This is a genomic window from Pseudanabaena sp. CCNP1317 (assembly GCF_034931345.1).
Lineage (GTDB): Bacteria > Cyanobacteriota > Cyanobacteriia > Pseudanabaenales > Pseudanabaenaceae > Pseudanabaena > Pseudanabaena galeata.
This window is the reverse complement of the sequence record NZ_JAYGIF010000057.1, coordinates 95,500-112,624: the sequence shown is the minus strand read 5'-3', so window position 1 is coordinate 112,624 and position 17,125 is coordinate 95,500. Positions and strand designations below refer to the sequence as shown.

At 42.5% G+C, this 17,125-nt stretch carries 14 protein-coding genes and 1 pseudogene; 7 read left to right on the top strand and 8 right to left on the bottom strand.

Translation table 11 applies throughout. The annotated features are described in order from the left end of the window. Window positions 1-291: 291 nt before the first annotated feature. From VB775_RS12110 to VB775_RS12100, 3 genes are read right to left on the bottom strand one after another with little or no spacing between them, the layout of a single operon-like run. Entirely contained in the window at window positions 292-1,146 is an 855-nt protein-coding gene (locus VB775_RS12110; protein ID WP_281008790.1) for a metal ABC transporter permease, read from the bottom strand. A 48-nt stretch (window positions 1,147-1,194) separates the two neighbouring features. Further along, window positions 1,195-1,956: a metal ABC transporter ATP-binding protein gene (locus VB775_RS12105; protein WP_281008791.1), complete on the bottom strand. Its 762-nt coding sequence runs from the start codon at window positions 1,954-1,956 to the stop codon at window positions 1,195-1,197. A gap of 56 nt (window positions 1,957-2,012) precedes the next feature. Continuing rightward, a complete protein-coding gene (locus tag VB775_RS12100; protein WP_407072976.1) occupies window positions 2,013-2,930 on the bottom strand; it encodes a metal ABC transporter substrate-binding protein in 918 nt (305 codons plus the stop codon). Window positions 2,931-3,239: 309 nt separating this feature from the next. On the opposite strand from VB775_RS12100, the gene VB775_RS12095 reads away from it, so the two are divergent. Next, entirely contained in the window at window positions 3,240-3,701 is a 462-nt protein-coding gene (locus tag VB775_RS12095) for a hypothetical protein (RefSeq protein ID WP_281008793.1), read from the top strand. Window positions 3,702-3,719: 18 nt separating this feature from the next. Then, complete coding sequence (locus VB775_RS12090; RefSeq protein ID WP_281008794.1) at window positions 3,720-4,136, top strand: hypothetical protein; 417 nt, start codon at window positions 3,720-3,722, stop codon at window positions 4,134-4,136. On the opposite strand, the gene VB775_RS12085 is transcribed toward VB775_RS12090, so the two are convergent. Beyond that, complete coding sequence (locus tag VB775_RS12085) at window positions 4,133-4,939, bottom strand: ion transporter (protein ID WP_281008795.1); 807 nt, start codon at window positions 4,937-4,939, stop codon at window positions 4,133-4,135. The genes VB775_RS12090 and VB775_RS12085 overlap by 4 nt on opposite strands. A gap of 142 nt (window positions 4,940-5,081) precedes the next feature. Between VB775_RS12085 and rlmD the strand changes: the two genes are divergently transcribed. The 5 genes from rlmD (at window position 5,082) to VB775_RS12060 (ending at window position 11,680) form a co-directional block, all read left to right on the top strand. After that, window positions 5,082-6,446, top strand: coding sequence for a 23S rRNA (uracil(1939)-C(5))-methyltransferase RlmD (gene rlmD / locus VB775_RS12080; RefSeq protein ID WP_281008796.1), 1,365 nt, complete (start codon window positions 5,082-5,084; stop codon window positions 6,444-6,446). Between the two features lie 81 nt (window positions 6,447-6,527). Then, window positions 6,528-7,754: an AAA family ATPase gene (locus VB775_RS12075; protein ID WP_281008797.1), complete on the top strand. Its 1,227-nt coding sequence runs from the start codon at window positions 6,528-6,530 to the stop codon at window positions 7,752-7,754. Next, window positions 7,751-8,317, top strand: a complete 567-nt coding sequence (locus tag VB775_RS12070) for a hypothetical protein (protein ID WP_281008798.1) — start codon at window positions 7,751-7,753, stop codon at window positions 8,315-8,317. Before VB775_RS12075 ends, VB775_RS12070 begins: the two co-directional genes overlap by 4 nt. Window positions 8,318-8,353: 36 nt before the next feature. Then, complete coding sequence (leuB, locus tag VB775_RS12065; protein ID WP_281008799.1) at window positions 8,354-9,436, top strand: 3-isopropylmalate dehydrogenase; 1,083 nt, start codon at window positions 8,354-8,356, stop codon at window positions 9,434-9,436. Window positions 9,437-9,646: 210 nt separating this feature from the next. After that, window positions 9,647-11,680, top strand: coding sequence for a thioredoxin domain-containing protein (locus VB775_RS12060; protein ID WP_281008800.1), 2,034 nt, complete (start codon window positions 9,647-9,649; stop codon window positions 11,678-11,680). A 177-nt stretch (window positions 11,681-11,857) separates the two neighbouring features. Here the strand turns inward: VB775_RS12060 and VB775_RS12055 are convergent, their stop codons facing one another. From VB775_RS12055 to VB775_RS12040, 4 genes and pseudogenes are all read right to left on the bottom strand, one after another. Further along, window positions 11,858-13,243, bottom strand: a complete 1,386-nt coding sequence (locus tag VB775_RS12055; protein ID WP_281008801.1) for a cation:proton antiporter — start codon at window positions 13,241-13,243, stop codon at window positions 11,858-11,860. A 225-nt stretch (window positions 13,244-13,468) separates the two neighbouring features. After that, window positions 13,469-15,148, bottom strand: coding sequence for a SulP family inorganic anion transporter (locus VB775_RS12050; RefSeq protein ID WP_281008802.1), 1,680 nt, complete (start codon window positions 15,146-15,148; stop codon window positions 13,469-13,471). A 439-nt stretch (window positions 15,149-15,587) separates the two neighbouring features. Continuing rightward, window positions 15,588-15,890, bottom strand: a pseudogene (locus VB775_RS12045) (ABC transporter permease subunit); the annotation flags it as partial. 1 nt (window position 15,891) lies between these two features. Further along, a complete protein-coding gene (locus tag VB775_RS12040; RefSeq protein ID WP_281008803.1) occupies window positions 15,892-16,872 on the bottom strand; it encodes a sulfurtransferase in 981 nt (326 codons plus the stop codon). Window positions 16,873-17,125: the final 253 nt, after the last annotated feature.

Here is a 17,125-nt window from a genome sequence, read left to right as displayed (position 1 = left end):
TTTTCTTGGTTTGGGTTTGAGCGCAAAGTGCTGTAAGGGACTTACACAAAATAGCTGAACCCAAAAACAATGTGGCGGGCTAAGCCCGCCACATTGTTTTTGGGTTTTATAGGGATCATTTTTTCCTTGGAGTTCCCTAAATAGTCTCTAAGAAACCATTTAAGAATTGTCTAGATCCCCCCAGCCCCCCCTTAAAAAAGGGGGGAGAATTAAATTCTTCCCCCTTTTTAAGGGGGATTGAAGGGGATCTCTTAGAGCTTTTGACTGTAGAAAGTAATTCTTAAATGGTTTCTAAGACTCAGTAATTTGTTGACGCGATCGCACTAGCATTCCATGCTTAGGTGCAAAAATCATCGCCACTAGAAATAGCAAGGTTTGCAAAACTACAATACAACCACCCGTAGAACCATCAATGTGATAGCTAATATAGGTTCCCATCACACTAGAAAACATCCCCGAAGCCATGGCAATCAGCATCATATGGTCAAAGCGATCGCTTAATAGATAGGCCGTGGCTCCGGGGGTAATCAGCATCGCCACCACTAAAATAATCCCCACGGTCTGAAGTCCCGCAACCGCAGTTAGAGAAAGCAAAGACAATAAAATGTAGTACAGGAATGTTGTATTTAAACCAATCGATCGCGCATGGGTAGCATCAAAACAAAATAGAACTAAATCTTTGCGTAATAGCGCTAGGGTTACTAAGGTGATAACGCTAATAATCACAGTCTGGACAATATCACTGTCCGAAATTCCAAGGACATTGCCAAAGAGAATATGCCCTAAATCGACAGAACTTTTAATTTTGGAAATCATCACAATCCCAAAGGCAAATAGTCCTGTAAACACCAATCCAATCACCGTATCTTCCTTAATGCGCGTATTGGACTTAATAAATCCGATCGCCATGACCGAACCCACACCAAACACAAAGGCTCCGATCGCAAAGGGAATATTGACCACATAGGCAAGTACCACCCCCGGTAATACTGCATGGGAAACTGCATCCCCCATTAGCGCCCAGCCCTTGAGGATCATGAAGCAAGATAGCGCCGAGCAGACAATCCCGACCAAGGCACTAACCCAAATCGCTTTGACCATAAACCCGTACTGCAAGGGCGCTGTAAACCAATTCACTAATTCCATTACTTTTATTCCTAAAAATTCTCAAGACTAAAAATGGCTACGCCATTTTTAGTCTTGCTGCAACTGACTTTTTGAACGGGATAAATCGATCGCCGAACCGCCAAAAGTACGCGAAAGATTTTCTTCGGTAAATACTTCTGAAGTCTCACCATAGGCAAGAATTGTGCGATTGATTAGCACCACTTGATCGCAAAATGTCGTAATCGAATCTAAGTCATGGGTAGAGATGAGAATCGTATAACCTGCATTACGCAGTTCCATTAACAGATTAATCATCATCTTCTCAGTCTTGACATCAACCCCTGCAAATGGCTCATCTAGTAGTAAAACATTAGCCTGTTGAGATAAGGCTCTGGCAAAAAATGTCCGTTTCTTTTGACCACCTGATAGCTCTCCAATTTGGCGATCGCGCATTTCCCACATTTCCACACGCTCTAAGCTATCACGCACTGCATGTTTATCTAGCGATCGGGGAATCCGCAGGAAATTCATATAGCCATAGCGTCCCATCATCACCACATCATGCACACTCACAGGAAAGTTCCAATCTACTTCTTCCGTTTGTGGTACATAGGCAACGAGATTATTTTTCTGGACAAGGCGGATTGGTAATCCATTAATTAAAACTCTCCCGCTCACAGGCTTCACAAAGCCCATTACCGCCTTAAATAGTGTGGATTTGCCTGCGCCATTCATTCCGACTAAGCCACAGATTGTTCCTGCTTTGAGTTGGAGTGAGGCTTTATGTAAAGCGACCTTGCCATGGTAGGCAACAGTTATATTCTCAATGTCAATGCTAGGTGTATTCATAATTGTTCTCCATTTATCTTGATTTAGAGAGTGTTTGGTGCGAAGCCCCAAACACTCTACTGTAAGCCTTTGATTAAAGTATTGATGTTATATTCCAGTAGCTTGAGATAGGTCGGAGTCAGTCCATCGGGAGGCGAAAGAGAATCTACATAAAAGACACCGCCATACTTTGCGCCAGTTTCTTTCACCACCTGTTGCATCGCCTTATCACTGACGGTACTCTCACAAAATACGGTCGGGATTTTATTAGCTTTCACTACTTCAATCACTTTTTCGATTTGTTTAGGAGTAGCTTGCTGTTCCGCATTCACTGACCAAATGTAAACTTCCTTTAATCCATAATCGCGAGCAATATAAGAAAATGCACCTTCACAACTGACGATGTAGCGCTTGTCAGGGGGGATTACAGCGATCGCTTGTTTTAATTTTGCATCAAGGGCTTGAATTTGCTGACTATAGGCTTGAGCATTTGCGTCATAGGTGGCGGCATTTGCAGGATCGATTTTTACTAAAGCCTTGCGAATATTTTCAACATAGATCAATGCGTTTTGAGGCGACATCCAAGCATGGGGATTGGGTTTACCTTGATAGGCATCTTCGCTAATATCGATCGGTTGAATGCCTTCACTCAAGGTCAAGCGATCGACTTTAGGAAAGCTGTTATAAAAGCGCTCAGCCCAACGTTCTAGGTTCAAGCCATTATCTAAAATCAAATCGGCTGATTGTCCGCGTCGCAGGTCACTTGGAGTTGGCTCATAACCATGAATTTCAGCCCCCGCCTTGGTAATTGACTCGACGATCGCTTTATCTCCTGCCACATTTTGCGCCATGTCAGCCAGCACGGTAAACGTAGTCAGAATCACTTTTTGATCTTTTTTGTCTTTACTCTCTAATGCACTGGTGGAATTAGGGATGGGGCTAGCTGGATTGGATGTCGGCGGCAAGCTGCATCCACTTAGCCCTATGGCAAACATAAGACCAGTCAGAATAGCTTGCTGACTTTTTCGAGAGGTAAAAATTTTATGACTAATGAGTTGAGAAGTCTTCATGATTACTTTCATAATCGTTTCATTTTCTAGAATATAGCACATGCAAGCAAAAAATGAATCGATTATGAAAAAGCCGCAAATGGCTATAGCAATCCTAAATAGGTTGAGAGAGTGCGCCCCTTCGGGGCGCACTCTCTCAACCCTCAAAATCATACAACTCATTTAGGAGCGCTATATATCGAACTTACGTTAAAAAAATATCTGAATAGCTGGATAAAAGCGATAAAATTAGGAATGCATTTATTACAATTAATGAAGCTGCAATCTATGCCTTATGTTGCAATTGGTTATCTAATAGCTTTGTTCTTAGGATACTTAGTTGGAGGCTATCTACTTGCTGCTTACAATGTTAACCTGATCATCTTGATCGGAAATTATCTAATTACTTTGAGATTAGCTCAAACAGGAAGTGACTCAATTAGTCTGGCGATCGCATGGCTTTCTATGTGGATCTGGGGGGCGGTATTTGTATGGGCAAAACCATTTAGATTAGAAGAAACCAATCCTCAAACCATAGCCTTATTATTGTTGTCTTGCTGGATACTCGCTACTGGTATAATTTTTTTATTAGCATTTGCTAAAGAAAGGATGTATAAGTTAAGGCTCAACAAACGCCAATCTATTTATGGATTAACAATACTTACATGGGGGGCAATAACACTTGGCTGGCAAATATATCAATGGGCAAATAATTAGCACTTCCAGAACAACAAAATGAATCAATTTCATAAAAATTATGCTGAGAGAGATGCTGATTACTACATGCATCAAGTCCCTGTACAAATTTTAAAAAAATTAGATGCCGATGAAAGAGAGAATCTAAAATCAGTTATTCACACAGCCATCCCTCGCCCCTCTCCAAAGTTGATCGATCTTAGGTTTGCGATCGACCTTATTTTCACTCGTTACTTTGTGGTGCTAATGATTGGCAAGGACATGCGTAAACAGCAAAGACCACATCAAGTTAACGGCTTTGCCAAAGTTGCTAATGTAATTACAGCAGTTTTATTAATTATTGCGATGAGTCTACTTATTAGCTCTGTCACAATTTTAATTCTTTATCTCATTAAGTCAGCTTTAGGAATAGACTTTTTCCCAGGACATATTACTAATGTTTTATTCAAGAATTAACAGTTTTCCAGTTTAGTGCCACATATCTTACAAAATTGTGCGTCAGCATCATGTAAAGATAATCCACAACCTGAGCAGACAAAATCCTTAGTCCTATCATTGATGCGATCGCCTTGATTAGCAGTCTGGACTAAACGCTTAAATAATTCTCCCAACTGCACAGGAATTAGCGCAATGCCAGTGAGTACCATTAACACCGTAGTCAGTTTGCCTGCGTCAGACTTGGGCATGACATCGCTATAGCCAACGGTAGTCATGGTGAAAATAGAAAAATAAAAAGCATCAAGAAAATTATGAAACTTGGGATTGCTGGGATGTTCGATTTGATAAACCAAACCTGAGAAGACAAACACGATCGCAAATAATGTGAAAAGTATCCTAAATAAGATGGCTATATCTTCATTCTTGTTCTCAAATAAAGACCTTGACTCTACTAACCGAATCAAGCGCAAAATCCGAAACCAGCGCAATAAACGAATAAAGGCTACATCACTCGCCCCAAAAAAGAATGGCAAAATTGCAACTAGGTCGATAATTGCATAGAGACTAAATAGATGTTTGAACTTCTGTTCAGCTACGCAAAGCCGCAGAAAATACTCTATTACGAATACACCAAGGATAATGTCATCTAATAAATTGAGTCGGGAACGGGTAATCTCCGATATTTCGTAGGTTTGGGCGACAAAACTTATCGCAGAGGCAAACACAAGGAGTGCGATCGCGATGTTGATTAGTTTGCCAATTGGTGTAGCAAGGTCATCAAGATAAAAGTTAATCTTCTGGATAATTTTTTGTCTTAACATAACGAATTAAATAATACCAAATTGCAGCTTTTCAAAAACAAAGCCCGAAAATTAAAGGTCTTGCATAGCAGAACCTTTAATTTTCGGGCTTTGCGACAAGCTATAATCAAACATCTCCAGCCACAGATTTATTTAGGAAACCATGCTACTACAGGGACAAAAAATTACGCTCACCATCGACGATCTCGCTGATAGCGGCGATGGGGTGGGACGTTATGAAAATATCGCGATTTTTGTCCCCAATAGTGTTCCTGGCGATCGCATTACTGCAAAATTAGAATTTGTAAAAAAGAACTTTGCTCATGGGAGTATTGAGAAAATTCTTGCGCCCTCAAGCGATCGCGTCCGTCCGAGTTGCATCGTTGCCGATAAATGTGGTGGTTGTCAATGGCAAGCAGTTAGCTATCCTGCTCAATTAAGAACCAAACAAAATATTGTCCAGCAAGCTTTACAGAGAATCGGTGGATTTAATCCCGAAGTTCTCGAAGAACTGATCTCGCCTATTGTCGGCGCAGCCGATAGTTTGCATTATCGCAACAAAGTTACTTATCCCCTCGCTACTGGTCGAGATGGCAATCTAAAAGCAGGTTACTATCAAAAGGGAAGCCACAAAATTGTCAATCTCAATCAATGTCCTGCCCAAGATGAAAGGCTTGATCCGATGCTTGCCGAATTGAAAATGGATATTCACAATCAATGTTGGGAAATCTATGATGAGAAAACTCACACAGGACTGCTCCGCCATTTAGGACTTCGCATTGGCAGATCCACAGGTGAGATTCTGATTACTCTAGTAACAAGAGATTGGGATGTTCCGAACTTGGGAGTATTTGCTCAAACATGGCTAGAACGCTATGACAAAGTAGTTGGCGTAATTCTCAATTGCAATCCCGATAAAACCAATGCCATTTTTGGCAAAGAAAGCCGTTGCATTGCAGGCAAAGATTATCTATTGGAGAAGTTTGCAGGTTTAACCTTCCGTTTGCGTGGTGATACTTTCTTTCAAGTCTATACCGAGCAAGCCGAAAGGATGCTAAAAATTATTGAAGCAGAACTTAATCTCGAAGGAACCGAAATTCTCTTAGATGCCTATGCAGGTATTGGCACGATCGCTTTGCCATTAGCTGAACAAGTCAAACAGGCGATCGCGATCGAAATTCAGCCTCAGGCAACGGCTCAAGGCAAACTCAATGCTGAACTCAATGGTATTGACAATGTGGTTTTCCATACTGGCAAAGTCGAAGAATTAATCAGTACGCTCAATCTCCAACCCGATATCGTCATCCTCGATCCTCCCCGCAAAGGTTGTGAACCTGAAGTAATTACCTTTTTACGCGAAAATCCCCCCGATCGCCTTGTCTATGTCAGTTGCAATCCCGCTACTCAAGCTAGAGATTTAAAATTATTGTGTGAAGGCGATCGCTACCAACTCACCCGCATTCAACCCATCGATTTCTTCCCACAAACATCTCACGTTGAGGCGATCGCCTTTCTCAAAAAATCGTAAGCGCGATATCTGACAGACTATATAATCACATCTAAATGAGTAGAAATTTATCAACTTGAGGCTAAACAAAAGGGATAAAGAATGTTAATTAACTTGAACTTAAAAGGAATTGGTTCTGTAAGCGGCAATCTTGACATTGACTTTGGAGAGCGCCTCAACATTCTTACGGGTGACAATGGCTTAGGTAAAAGTTTTTTACTTGATGTAATCTGGTTTGCCTTGACAGATAATTGGGTTGGCTTGCCCGCACTACCAAATTTCGACCAAAAAGATCCTCCATATATTCACTTTCAAGCTAGTAATGGAGAAAAAGGTGAGAGTGTCTTTTTATTTGACAAACAAAAATGGCAAGATTTTCAGCGTCCACAAGAAGATGAGATCGTTATCTACAGCCGTATTAATGGAGGATTTTCGATATTCGATCCACTTAGAAAATTTAATTCTAAGGAAGTTTATAACTTTACATCACAACAAGTTTTAAACGGATTAATACTTAATGATGGCTCCATACCTTGTATGGGACTAATTCATGATCTTGACTATTGGCAGCTAAAGCGATCAGAAACACCTTATCAAATTATCCAAAGTGTAATTCAACATTTGTCACATCCTGATGAACCAATGCAAGTTGGAGCATCGATAAGACTTTCAGTAGATGATAGCCGTCAAATTCCCACCCTCTGCTTACCCTATGGTAATGTTCCAGTTACTCAAGTTTCTTCAGGTATTCAAAGAATTCTAAGTTTGGCATATATGCTTGTCTGGGCTTGGGATGGACATATTCAAGTTGCAAAACTCAAAAGAACTGAGCCACTCAATAAAATTGTTTTTCTAATTGATGAGCTGGAATCGCATTTACATCCCAAATGGCAAAGAACTATTCTTCCCGCTATTCTTCAAGTTTGCAAATTATTAAATCCAGAAATCGAAGTGCAAGTTGTTACAACGACACATTCACCGATGGTATTAGCATCTGCCGAACCCTATTTTGATGAGGAAACAGACAAATTATTTCTTTTTGACTTAAATGGAAGTGAGGTAACTCTAAATGAAGTTCCTTGGGTAAAGCAGGGTGATGTCGTGGGATGGCTGACTTCAGAAATTTTTGACCTGAAACAAGCGAGATCGCGTGAAGCAGAGGCAGCAATTGGTGCGGCTCAAGCATGGGCTACTGAAGATCATGATTATGTATATCCTGATAATTTACAAACACTTGCCCAAATTCAAGCAGAACTTGAACGAGTTATTCCTGGACACGATCCTTTCTGGATTGGCTGGACTGTCAAAAATGAGGCAAGGCAGCAATGATTCATTTTGATTGTGTACCAGAGCCTCCAGATTTTGATCGAGAAGTCAGACAAAAAGGCGAAGACTGGCTAGCAAAAAATCCTGACAAGAAAAGACCAAGAGATTTATGGTCACCTTTTAGAAAACATCTTGCCGATGGATTTCAAAATCTTTGTGGATATTCAGTAATGTTTGAGCCAATTGGCACAGTAGATCATTACATTAGTTGCCATCAAGAGCGAACAAAAGCATATGACTGGTCTAATTATCGTTTTGCCTCGGCTTGGATCAATAGCTCTAAGAGGGCAGACGATCAAATTTTAGATCCATTTGAGGTTGGAGACGAATGGTTTGAAGTAGAATTACTCACGTTTAGCTTAGTGCCTCAGATTGAGAAAATCCCTAGTTCTGAAATAGAAAAAGTCAAACAAACTCAGCGAAAATTAAATAATGAGGTAATTGTACGACAGCGCAGGGAATGGTATCGAACCTATGCTGATGGAGAGATCAGTCTTGATGGACTAGAGAAAAAAGCTCCGCTTGTTGCCCGTGCGATCCGAAAACGGCTTATCGAACTCACGTAATGTTATGTTAGAAAATCTGTCTTTATACTTGTTGTAATGTCTAAAAACTATAAGATTACCCTTCTCCCTGGTGATGGGATTGGTCCCGAAATTATGAAAGTAGCGGTGGCGGTGCTACAGGCGATCGCCCCAAAATTTGATATTACCTTTGCTTTTGAAACGGCTCTAGTTGGTGGTGCAGCGATCGATGCGACGGGGCATCCTCTGCCTGAAGAAACTTTGCAGCTTTGCAAGAATAGTGATGCCGTATTACTGGCGGCTGTTGGCGGTGAAAAGTGGGACACGATGCCCTCAAATTTACGTCCTGAGCAAGCATTGCTAGGCTTACGTGGTGGTATGGGCTTATTTGCAAATTTACGTCCTGCTCAGATTTTGCCGCAATTAATTGATGCATCGACCTTGAAGCGTGAAGTTGTAGAAGGAGTAGACATTTTAGTAGTACGAGAACTGACGGGCGGAATTTATTTTGGTAAGCCCAAGGGTATCGTCACCGATGAAAATGGTGTGCGGCGTGGCTTTAATACGATGGTGTACACCGAGCCAGAAATTGATCGCATTGCCAGAGTTGGTTTTGAAGCGGCTCAAAAACGTCGTGGCTCGGTTTGCTCCGTTGATAAGTCCAATGTCTTGGAAGTGTCACAACTATGGCGCGATCGCGTGACGAGTATTGCTAGCGAATATCCTGATGTGAAACTGTCCCATATGTACGTGGATAATGCCGCCATGCAAATTATTCGCAATCCTAAACAGTTTGATGTGATTCTCACCAGTAATCTCTTTGGCGACATTCTCTCCGATGCGGCGGCAATGTTAACAGGAAGTATTGGCATGTTGCCATCGGCTAGCCTCGGTGAAGCAGGCAACGCGGGGGTATTTGAACCCGTGCATGGTTCGGCTCCTGATATTGCTGGTAAGGATTTGGCTAATCCTCTCGCTCAAGTCTTGAGTGCCGCGATGATGTTGCGCTATGCCTTTAATGAAGGGGATGCGGCTGAGGCGATCGAAGTAGCAGTAAATAAAGTTCTCGATTCGGGCAAGCGGACTGGGGACATCATGGCGGATGGATGCGAAAAATTGGGATGCATAGCCATGGGAGAAGCCTTACTAGCTGCACTCTAAAAAGAGGCGGATAGTAAAGCCGTCTCTTTTTGGGCAATCTGATACAAATAACTCTTGGTTCTACTCCTCAGAAGCGGTTACACTCTAAATACAGCAGGCTATATAAATTGCTGCAAAGTAATCATTCACAGTGCATTTTGTTGTGGGCGCGAAGCGCCCACAACAAAATAATTACCTAAAATCTAAATATTTCAGCCAAGTTTTGCCCCTATGTCCAATCGTCTCGCACAATCGCAAAGTCTCTATCTTCGTAAACACGCTGATAACCCGATCGATTGGTATCCTTGGGGTGATGAAGCTTTAGAAAAAGCAAGAAACGAAAACAAGCCGATATTTCTGTCGATCGGTTACTCCAGTTGCCATTGGTGTACGGTGATGGAGCATGAAGCGTTCTCGGATACGTTAATTGCAGACTATATGAACGATCGCTTTGTGGCGATTAAAGTGGATCGCGAAGAACGACCAGACTTAGACAGCATCTATATGCAAGCCGTGCAGATCATGGGCGAAAGTGGCGGCTGGCCTTTAAATTTATTTCTTGCTCCTGATGATTTAGTTCCTTTTTATGGCGGGACATATTTTCCGATCGAGCCACGCTATGGAAGACCAGGATTCTTGCGAGTACTCCAATCAATTCTGGAAATCTATCACGATCGCAATCAAGATATTCAAGATTACAAAGATCAGATTATTCGGAATCTGCACCAAGTTAATAAACTCATCCCTGTACCAATTATTAGTGATGAAGTATTAGCTAATGGAATCGCTAAATGTGCTGAAGTCGTCACTAATCGTGATTATGGAACTTGTTTCCCGATGATTCCCTATGCCAATTTTTTGCTGAGGGCTAGTCGCTTTGAAGATAACAGTACAGAACTCAAAAATAAAGCTCAAGAGCGTGGTTTGGCTCTGGCTTTGGGCGGTATTTTTGATCACGTTGCAGGGGGATGGCATCGCTACACTGTGGATCATACTTGGACAGTCCCACACTTTGAGAAGATGCTCTATGACAATGGCTTGATCATGGAATATCTAGCTAATCTCTGGTTGTCGGGCTTGCATGAACCTGCGATCGCTCGTAGTTGTGAACTAACGGCTACATGGCTCCAGCGCGAAATGTTAGCAGAAGAAGGTTGCTTCTATGCTTCTCAGGATGCGGATAGTGAAGGAAGGGAAGGGAAGTTTTGGGTGTGGAGCTATGCCGAACTGAAAAAGATTTTTAGTCCAACGGAACTTGACTTATTAATCCAAGAGTTCACGATTTCCATAGCTGGCAACTTTGAAGAAACTAATGTCTTGCAACGTAAACAGGCGGGGGAACTATCCCCAGAGATAGAAGCTTGTTTAACAAAGCTATTTCGTCGTCGTTATGGCGAACATTCGCGTCCCACCGATGCTTTCCCTGTAGCCCGCAGTCAAGATGATATTCGGGAAATTGATTGGGAAGGGCGTGTTCCACCTGTAACTGACACTAAGGCGATTACGGCTTGGAATGCTCTGATGATTTCAGGTTTAGCCAATGCCTATCGAGCATTTCAGCAGCCAATTTATAAACAACTTGCAGTTAATGCTGCTAAGTTTATTCTGGAAAATCAATGGATTGAAGGCAGGTTGCAACGGATTAATTATGAAGGACAAGCGTCAGTAGCAGCGCAATCTGAAGACTATGCTTTATTAATTAAGGCGCTTCTCGATCTGCATCAAGCGATTCCTGAAGAGGCGAATTTTTATCTGCAACAGGCGATCGCTATCCAAGCTGAATTTGATCGCGATTTCTGGGATGCTCTATCAGGTGGCTATTTCAACACTACCAGCGAGTCTAGTCAACATTTACTATTGCGAGAGCGCAATTATCAAGATAATGCTACGCCTTCTGCCAATGGAGTGGCGATCGCTAATTTAGTGCGTTTGGCAAGTGTAACTGAGAAATTAGAATATCTAGATCGCGCCGAGTTAGCTCTCAAACGCTTTGGGCATGTGATTAGCAATAGTCCCGTCGCCTGCCCTAGTCTATTGGTTGCCTTTGACTTGTTCCGAAACCATACGCTGGTTCGCACGAATCCCGATCACTATGCCTATCTCAATCGTCAATATTTACCTGTAGTCATGCTACGAGTCGATAAACAGTTACCAAATCCTGAGGCGATCGCGATGGTTTGTCAGGGTTTTGCTTGTCTAGAGCCTGCAATGAGTATAGAAATATGCGATCGGCAGTTATTACGAAGTACAACTAGGGTCAAATAAAAAGAAAAGCGGCTCCTTGAACCGCTTTTCTTTTTAGAAACCATTTAAGAATTGTCTAGATCCCCCCCATCCCCCCTTAAAAAGGGGGGAGAATTTGAATTCTTCCCCCTTTTTAAGGCGGATTGAGGGGGATCTCTTAGAACTTTTGACCGCAGAAAGTAATTCTTAAATTGTTTCTTAAGCTAACTCTGCATTAGCTGGTGGTTCTTCAGTCTTGCCAAAGGCAATTCTTAAAAATGGAGGTGCAAGGAAGGTGGTCAAAATCACCATAATGATAATCGCCACTTCGAGAGGCTTGTCGATCGCACCGCTAGCAGTGCCAATGCCAGCAAATACGAGACCGACTTCACCACGGGGAACCATGCCAATCCCGATCGCTAAGCGATTGATATTGGGTATTCCGAAAACTACCCAACCTGTGATGACTTTGCCGATGATGGCGACGGCAAGCAGAAATACAGCAATTAATAATCCGCTCCGATTTTCGGGAATCATCGGATTGAGGACACTGAGATCGGCTCTCGCACCGACAGTTACAAAGAACACGGGTACGAGTAAATCGGCAACAGGTTTAATCAGTTCATCTAATTCATTGCGAGCATCAGTTTCATCAAGCACTAACCCTGCGGCAAAGGCTCCTAAGATCGCTTCTAAATGGATCGCATTGCCGATAAAGGCCATTGCATAGGCAAATATAAAAGCAGGAATGACGATATTGCCGCGAGTTTTGAGCTTGGAAACCAAAGCCACAAAACTTTTGTTAAAAAAGCCACCTAAGAGTATGGAACCAAATAAGAAGGCGATCGCGCTAACTAATAGAATTGCAACGTTAGTAATATCTACTTCACCTGTTTTTGCCAAACTGGCGACCACGGCAAGAACGATGATCCCTAATACGTCATCAATGACTGCTGCACCAACGATGATTTGTCCTTCCTTGGATTTTAGCTGACCAATTTCTGCCAAGACCTTAGAAGTAATCCCAATACTGGTTGCTGTGAGTGCTGCTCCTGCAAAAATGGCAGGAATCGCCGCCACATGAAAGAAATACATCAGTCCAATAGTTCCAGCCGCAAAGGGAGCCGTTACACCGATAAAGGCTACTACAAAAGCTTGGATACCAACTTCCTTAAGTTGGCGAATATCTGACTCTAAACCAATCTCAAATAGCAGGACAATTACGCCCAATTCAGCTATTACCGAGATTACTTCACTTTGCTGGGCAAATACGCTGTTAACTGCTTCGGGTGACAGTTGATTCAACATCTGCAACAAGGACATGACTACAGAGTCGGATGCTGTAAAACCACCCTCAGGAAAAATCACTAAGCGCAAGGCGGATACACCAACAATTACACCCGCAACTAATTCTCCTAAAACGGGAGGTAGGTCTAGCCGTCTAGCAATTTCACTGCCAACTTTGCTAGATAGGTAAATAATCACAAAGGTGAGCAATACCCCTGAAAGAATAATTGGCGCATTTTCTGACTCGGCGGTGGCCAGTAGAGGCTGAGGTATCTGTAATCCAGATAAATGATTGGCGATCGCATTGATCGAAAACATAGGCTATTTTCCTTTATGTTAGGGGTGATCCAAGAAACCCAAGTTTCACATTATTACGGTTTCGGTTATCTGTCTCTAGTGCTATCAGCTACAGTTTTTGAGAATGTAAGGCTGTAGATGTAGGATGCGTTAGTGCAACGTAACGCATCAATAAGGCATCAATTAGTTATCAATGATGGGTTACGCGATCGCTAACCCATCCTACTAATTTCTACGAATTTCCTATTAGACCGCCTTGCTATTTACTAAATCAACGGCTTTTTGTAAGGCTTCAGTGCGATCGCTCTGGACGTGATCGACCGAAATCAACTCAAAAATACCAAGTTTGTCTAAACGCTTCGACACCTTTGGGCTAGCTCCGACCACATAGACCTCCAAGCCCTTGTCATGGGCATCACGAATTGCATTTTCGATCGCTAGGGAAGCCGTCACACCCATTGAAGGCACATCGGTTAGATCCATTACCAAGACATCGGCTTCGCGCATAGCGTTATGTTCACGGGAGATCGCCTTCGATAGACCAAAAATCATCGAACCACTGAGATAAAACAGCAATACACGACCGTTGGCTTGGTCTAGTAAATCCTTTTGTTCTCTGGTCAAACGTGCGTCATCATCGGTATCGGAAATCAACTTCACTTCCTTGGATTGCAATTCGCTCAAGCGTTCAATCGTGAGGATATTCGCGATAAATACACCAATACCAACGGCGACAATCAAATCCACAAATACAGTTAGCAATAACACGCCATACATGATCAAAGAGCCTTTGACCGAAATTTTGTGCGATCGCTTCAAGAAGCTCCAATCAAGAATATCCAGACCAACCTTGAGCGCAATACCAGCGAGAACCGCCATCGGAATTGGTTCCGTATATTTTGCCGCGCCCAAGACTACTACTAACAACACCAATGCACGGGTCAAGCCAGACAGTGCCGAAGTGGCTCCAGTTTGAATATTTACCACTGTTCCCATGGTTGCACCAGCCCCCGGAAGCCCGCCGCAAATACCTGAAACGATATTAGCGATACCTTGACCGATTAATTCTTTATCAGATTTATGCTCAGTGCGAGTGATGCTATCAGCCACAACTGCTGTAAGCAGAGTATCAATACATCCGAGAATCCCTAGCATGAAGCCATCAACTAACATGATCGTAACTTCATCAGCACCAAATACTGGTAAACGGAACTGGGGTAAACCTACGGGAATTGGACCAACATCACTAATGCGACGAATACCTTCGACACCATTAAATACAGTTACCGAGATGACCGTACCGACAATTAGAGCAATTAATTGCGGTGGAACTACTTTCTTAATTTGTTTAGGAGTTAAGAAAATAATGGCGAGGGTAACAACACTCAGAATTACTTCAGGTAGATTATCGGGAGCGGTCGCTTTAGATAGCAAATCGGGAATCAATAAGAAAGTCCCTAAAACACCACCTTTGGGGGGAGTCTGACCTACAAATGGGGCGATTTGTAAAATCACCAAAATTACGCCAATCCCTGACATAAAGCCAGAAATAACGCTGTAGGGCATCAGGGTGATGTATTTACCAAGTTTGAAATAGCCAAATACGATTTGGCATAGTCCCGCGATCATCACTACGGTAAAAGCCATCGCCAATCCGTTTTCAGGACTCTTGGCAACCAAGCTCGCCACAATAGTAGTCATGACTACGGTCATCGGACCAGTTGGCTCAGAAATCAAGGTGGGTGTACCACCAAACAACGCCGCAAAGAATCCTACACAAACTGCACCATACAACCCTGCGATCGGTCCAGCACCAGAAGCGACACCGAAGGCAAGCGCTAGGGGTAAAGAGACGATCGCGGCAGTTAAACCGCCAAACATATCGCCACGAAGATTATCAAAACGAATCTTATTAGTTATCGCCATTATTGTTCAAATCAACCTGAATCATTAGTGAGTTTTAAAGAGTGATTAAAGTTTTTTTTAGCTCTATGATCAACATTACATGATGAAATACATTGACACAAATCAATTATTAATAGCTATATCATAGATATTCCTCTATGATATAGCTATTCTGTAAGTAGAAAATATGCTTGCTTGTGTCAATTAGTTACACTATTCACTCCAAATTAGGCGATCGCATTATTTTGATGTCAATCAAAAAGCGATCGAGAAATATTCACAGACATCAGATTCAGGATATAAACAGTTAAACTGCAATAACATGACGTGAGTTCGATATAGCCATTTGCGTCGTGCTTCGCACGCCGCAAATGGCTATATCGAACTCAAAGGAATCCGTAAATTAAGTTCCATTTAATCGTTGGAAGGTTTACTGCGCGGCATACCGCACAGTAAACCTTCATTCACGTTCATTAGGATTATGGGTTTTACGTTCCAATATTTCCTTGAGAACTAGAGTAACAACTGCTAACAGAGCGAGCAGAACTGCCGCCGAATAAGCAACTTCATTCTCATAGTTCTTGTAGGCTTCTTCAACAAAAAGAGGCAAGCTTTGGGTTTTTGACGCAATATTGCCAGACACGACTGAAACCGCACCAAACTCACCCATAGCCCTCGCATTAGTCAATACTAAGCCATAGAGTAAACCCCATCGGATATTGGGAACAACAACTTTCCAGAAAATCTGCCAGTCACCAGCCCCATTAGGCAAGAGGACGCTCTGCACCAGTTTCTATAGGCAAATCCGACTGACTGTATTCAGTCCAAGAACCTTCATATACTCTGACCTTGGGATAGCCCAGCAGATGCTTTAAGACTACATACTGCAAAGATGCTTCGCGACCTGTGGTGCAAGTGACAATAATATCCTTAGACTTATCAATCTTTTTATCATCAAGAATCTTTTGGATTTCGGCTAGAGGCTTGAGCTTGTGAGGATTTTGAGGATCGGTGAAGGTCGGCCAAGGGATATTTCTCGCTCCAGGGATGTGACCATTGCGAACAAAGAGATCAACTTTGCCAGCAAAGGCATTAGCGGGACGAGGATCGATAAATCTTACGTCTTTCTTATCAAGCAAGTCTTTTACTTGAGCAAGGGTGACGCGGATATTCCTTTGATCATTGACACTAAGTTTGCCTGTTTTATATTTAGGAAACTCTTTGGTGACAGGTTCTTTCGCATCTTTGTAGCCATTAAAGCCGCCATCTAATACTGCAACCTGTCCTTTAAAACCAATGCGCTCTAAGGCATAGGCAATTTGGCTAGAACCGAGGATATTATTACCTTCGGAGTAAACCAAGACTTTGCTTTTGTCATTAACTCCAGCCTTGGCAAGTAAATCACCAAGCTTGTCAGAGTCTAAAAGCTGCACTGGTAAGCCATCCTTGGGAACACGGACAAGGTTATCGGCAAAGTTAACGGCATTAGGAAGATGTTCTTTGAAATAGTCAAGGGGATTCCACCGCACATCTAAAATCCGTAGGTTGGGATCATTAGCATTGGCTTTTACCCAGCTTGGGGGAACGAAGGAAATCTTGGTTGCGGAACTTTGGGCGAGGAGGGGAGAGCTAGAGAAGAAGGCGATCGCCACGACTACAGACATGACTGCGGCAGCGATAAAGGCGAGAGGTTTAAACTTAAATCTGAGCGACTTTGCTCTAGAATTTCTGCGGGTAATAGTCATGGGATTTATATTTTATAGAGGGAAAAGCTTGTCTAACTTTAATCTACTACATTACCATGTAAATACCGTATTTTGCTCTCCTCGAAGCACTACTTCAGTGTAAATTTTTGCTTAAGACCTACCACCGAAGAGATGAGGAGCAGTGTGAAGCCCCTTTACTAACTTTTCACTACCTGATTATTAAAGTGAGTTTGCACATTACTGGTGCTTAGTAAAAACAAAGCTAATTCGCAACAGTTAATTAATCTACGGT

Excerpts from the sequence above, each read along its gene's own strand:
- VB775_RS12110 (WP_281008790.1), bottom strand. The coding sequence starts at position 1,146 with ATGGAATTAGTGAATTGGTTTACAGCGCCCTTGCAGTACGGGTTTATG.
- VB775_RS12105 (WP_281008791.1), bottom strand. The coding sequence starts at position 1,956 with ATGAATACACCTAGCATTGACATTGAGAATATAACTGTTGCCTACCAT.
- VB775_RS12100 (WP_407072976.1), bottom strand. The coding sequence starts at position 2,930 with ATGTTTGCCATAGGGCTAAGTGGATGCAGCTTGCCGCCGACATCCAAT.
- VB775_RS12095 (WP_281008793.1), top strand. The coding sequence starts at position 3,240 with ATGCATTTATTACAATTAATGAAGCTGCAATCTATGCCTTATGTTGCA.
- VB775_RS12090 (WP_281008794.1), top strand. The coding sequence starts at position 3,720 with ATGAATCAATTTCATAAAAATTATGCTGAGAGAGATGCTGATTACTAC.
- VB775_RS12085 (WP_281008795.1), bottom strand. The coding sequence starts at position 4,939 with ATGTTAAGACAAAAAATTATCCAGAAGATTAACTTTTATCTTGATGAC.
- rlmD (WP_281008796.1), top strand. The coding sequence starts at position 5,082 with ATGCTACTACAGGGACAAAAAATTACGCTCACCATCGACGATCTCGCT.
- VB775_RS12075 (WP_281008797.1), top strand. The coding sequence starts at position 6,528 with ATGTTAATTAACTTGAACTTAAAAGGAATTGGTTCTGTAAGCGGCAAT.
- VB775_RS12070 (WP_281008798.1), top strand. The coding sequence starts at position 7,751 with ATGATTCATTTTGATTGTGTACCAGAGCCTCCAGATTTTGATCGAGAA.
- leuB (WP_281008799.1), top strand. The coding sequence starts at position 8,354 with ATGTCTAAAAACTATAAGATTACCCTTCTCCCTGGTGATGGGATTGGT.
- VB775_RS12060 (WP_281008800.1), top strand. The coding sequence starts at position 9,647 with ATGTCCAATCGTCTCGCACAATCGCAAAGTCTCTATCTTCGTAAACAC.
- VB775_RS12055 (WP_281008801.1), bottom strand. The coding sequence starts at position 13,243 with ATGTTTTCGATCAATGCGATCGCCAATCATTTATCTGGATTACAGATA.
- VB775_RS12050 (WP_281008802.1), bottom strand. The coding sequence starts at position 15,148 with ATGGCGATAACTAATAAGATTCGTTTTGATAATCTTCGTGGCGATATG.
- VB775_RS12040 (WP_281008803.1), bottom strand. The coding sequence starts at position 16,872 with ATGACTATTACCCGCAGAAATTCTAGAGCAAAGTCGCTCAGATTTAAG.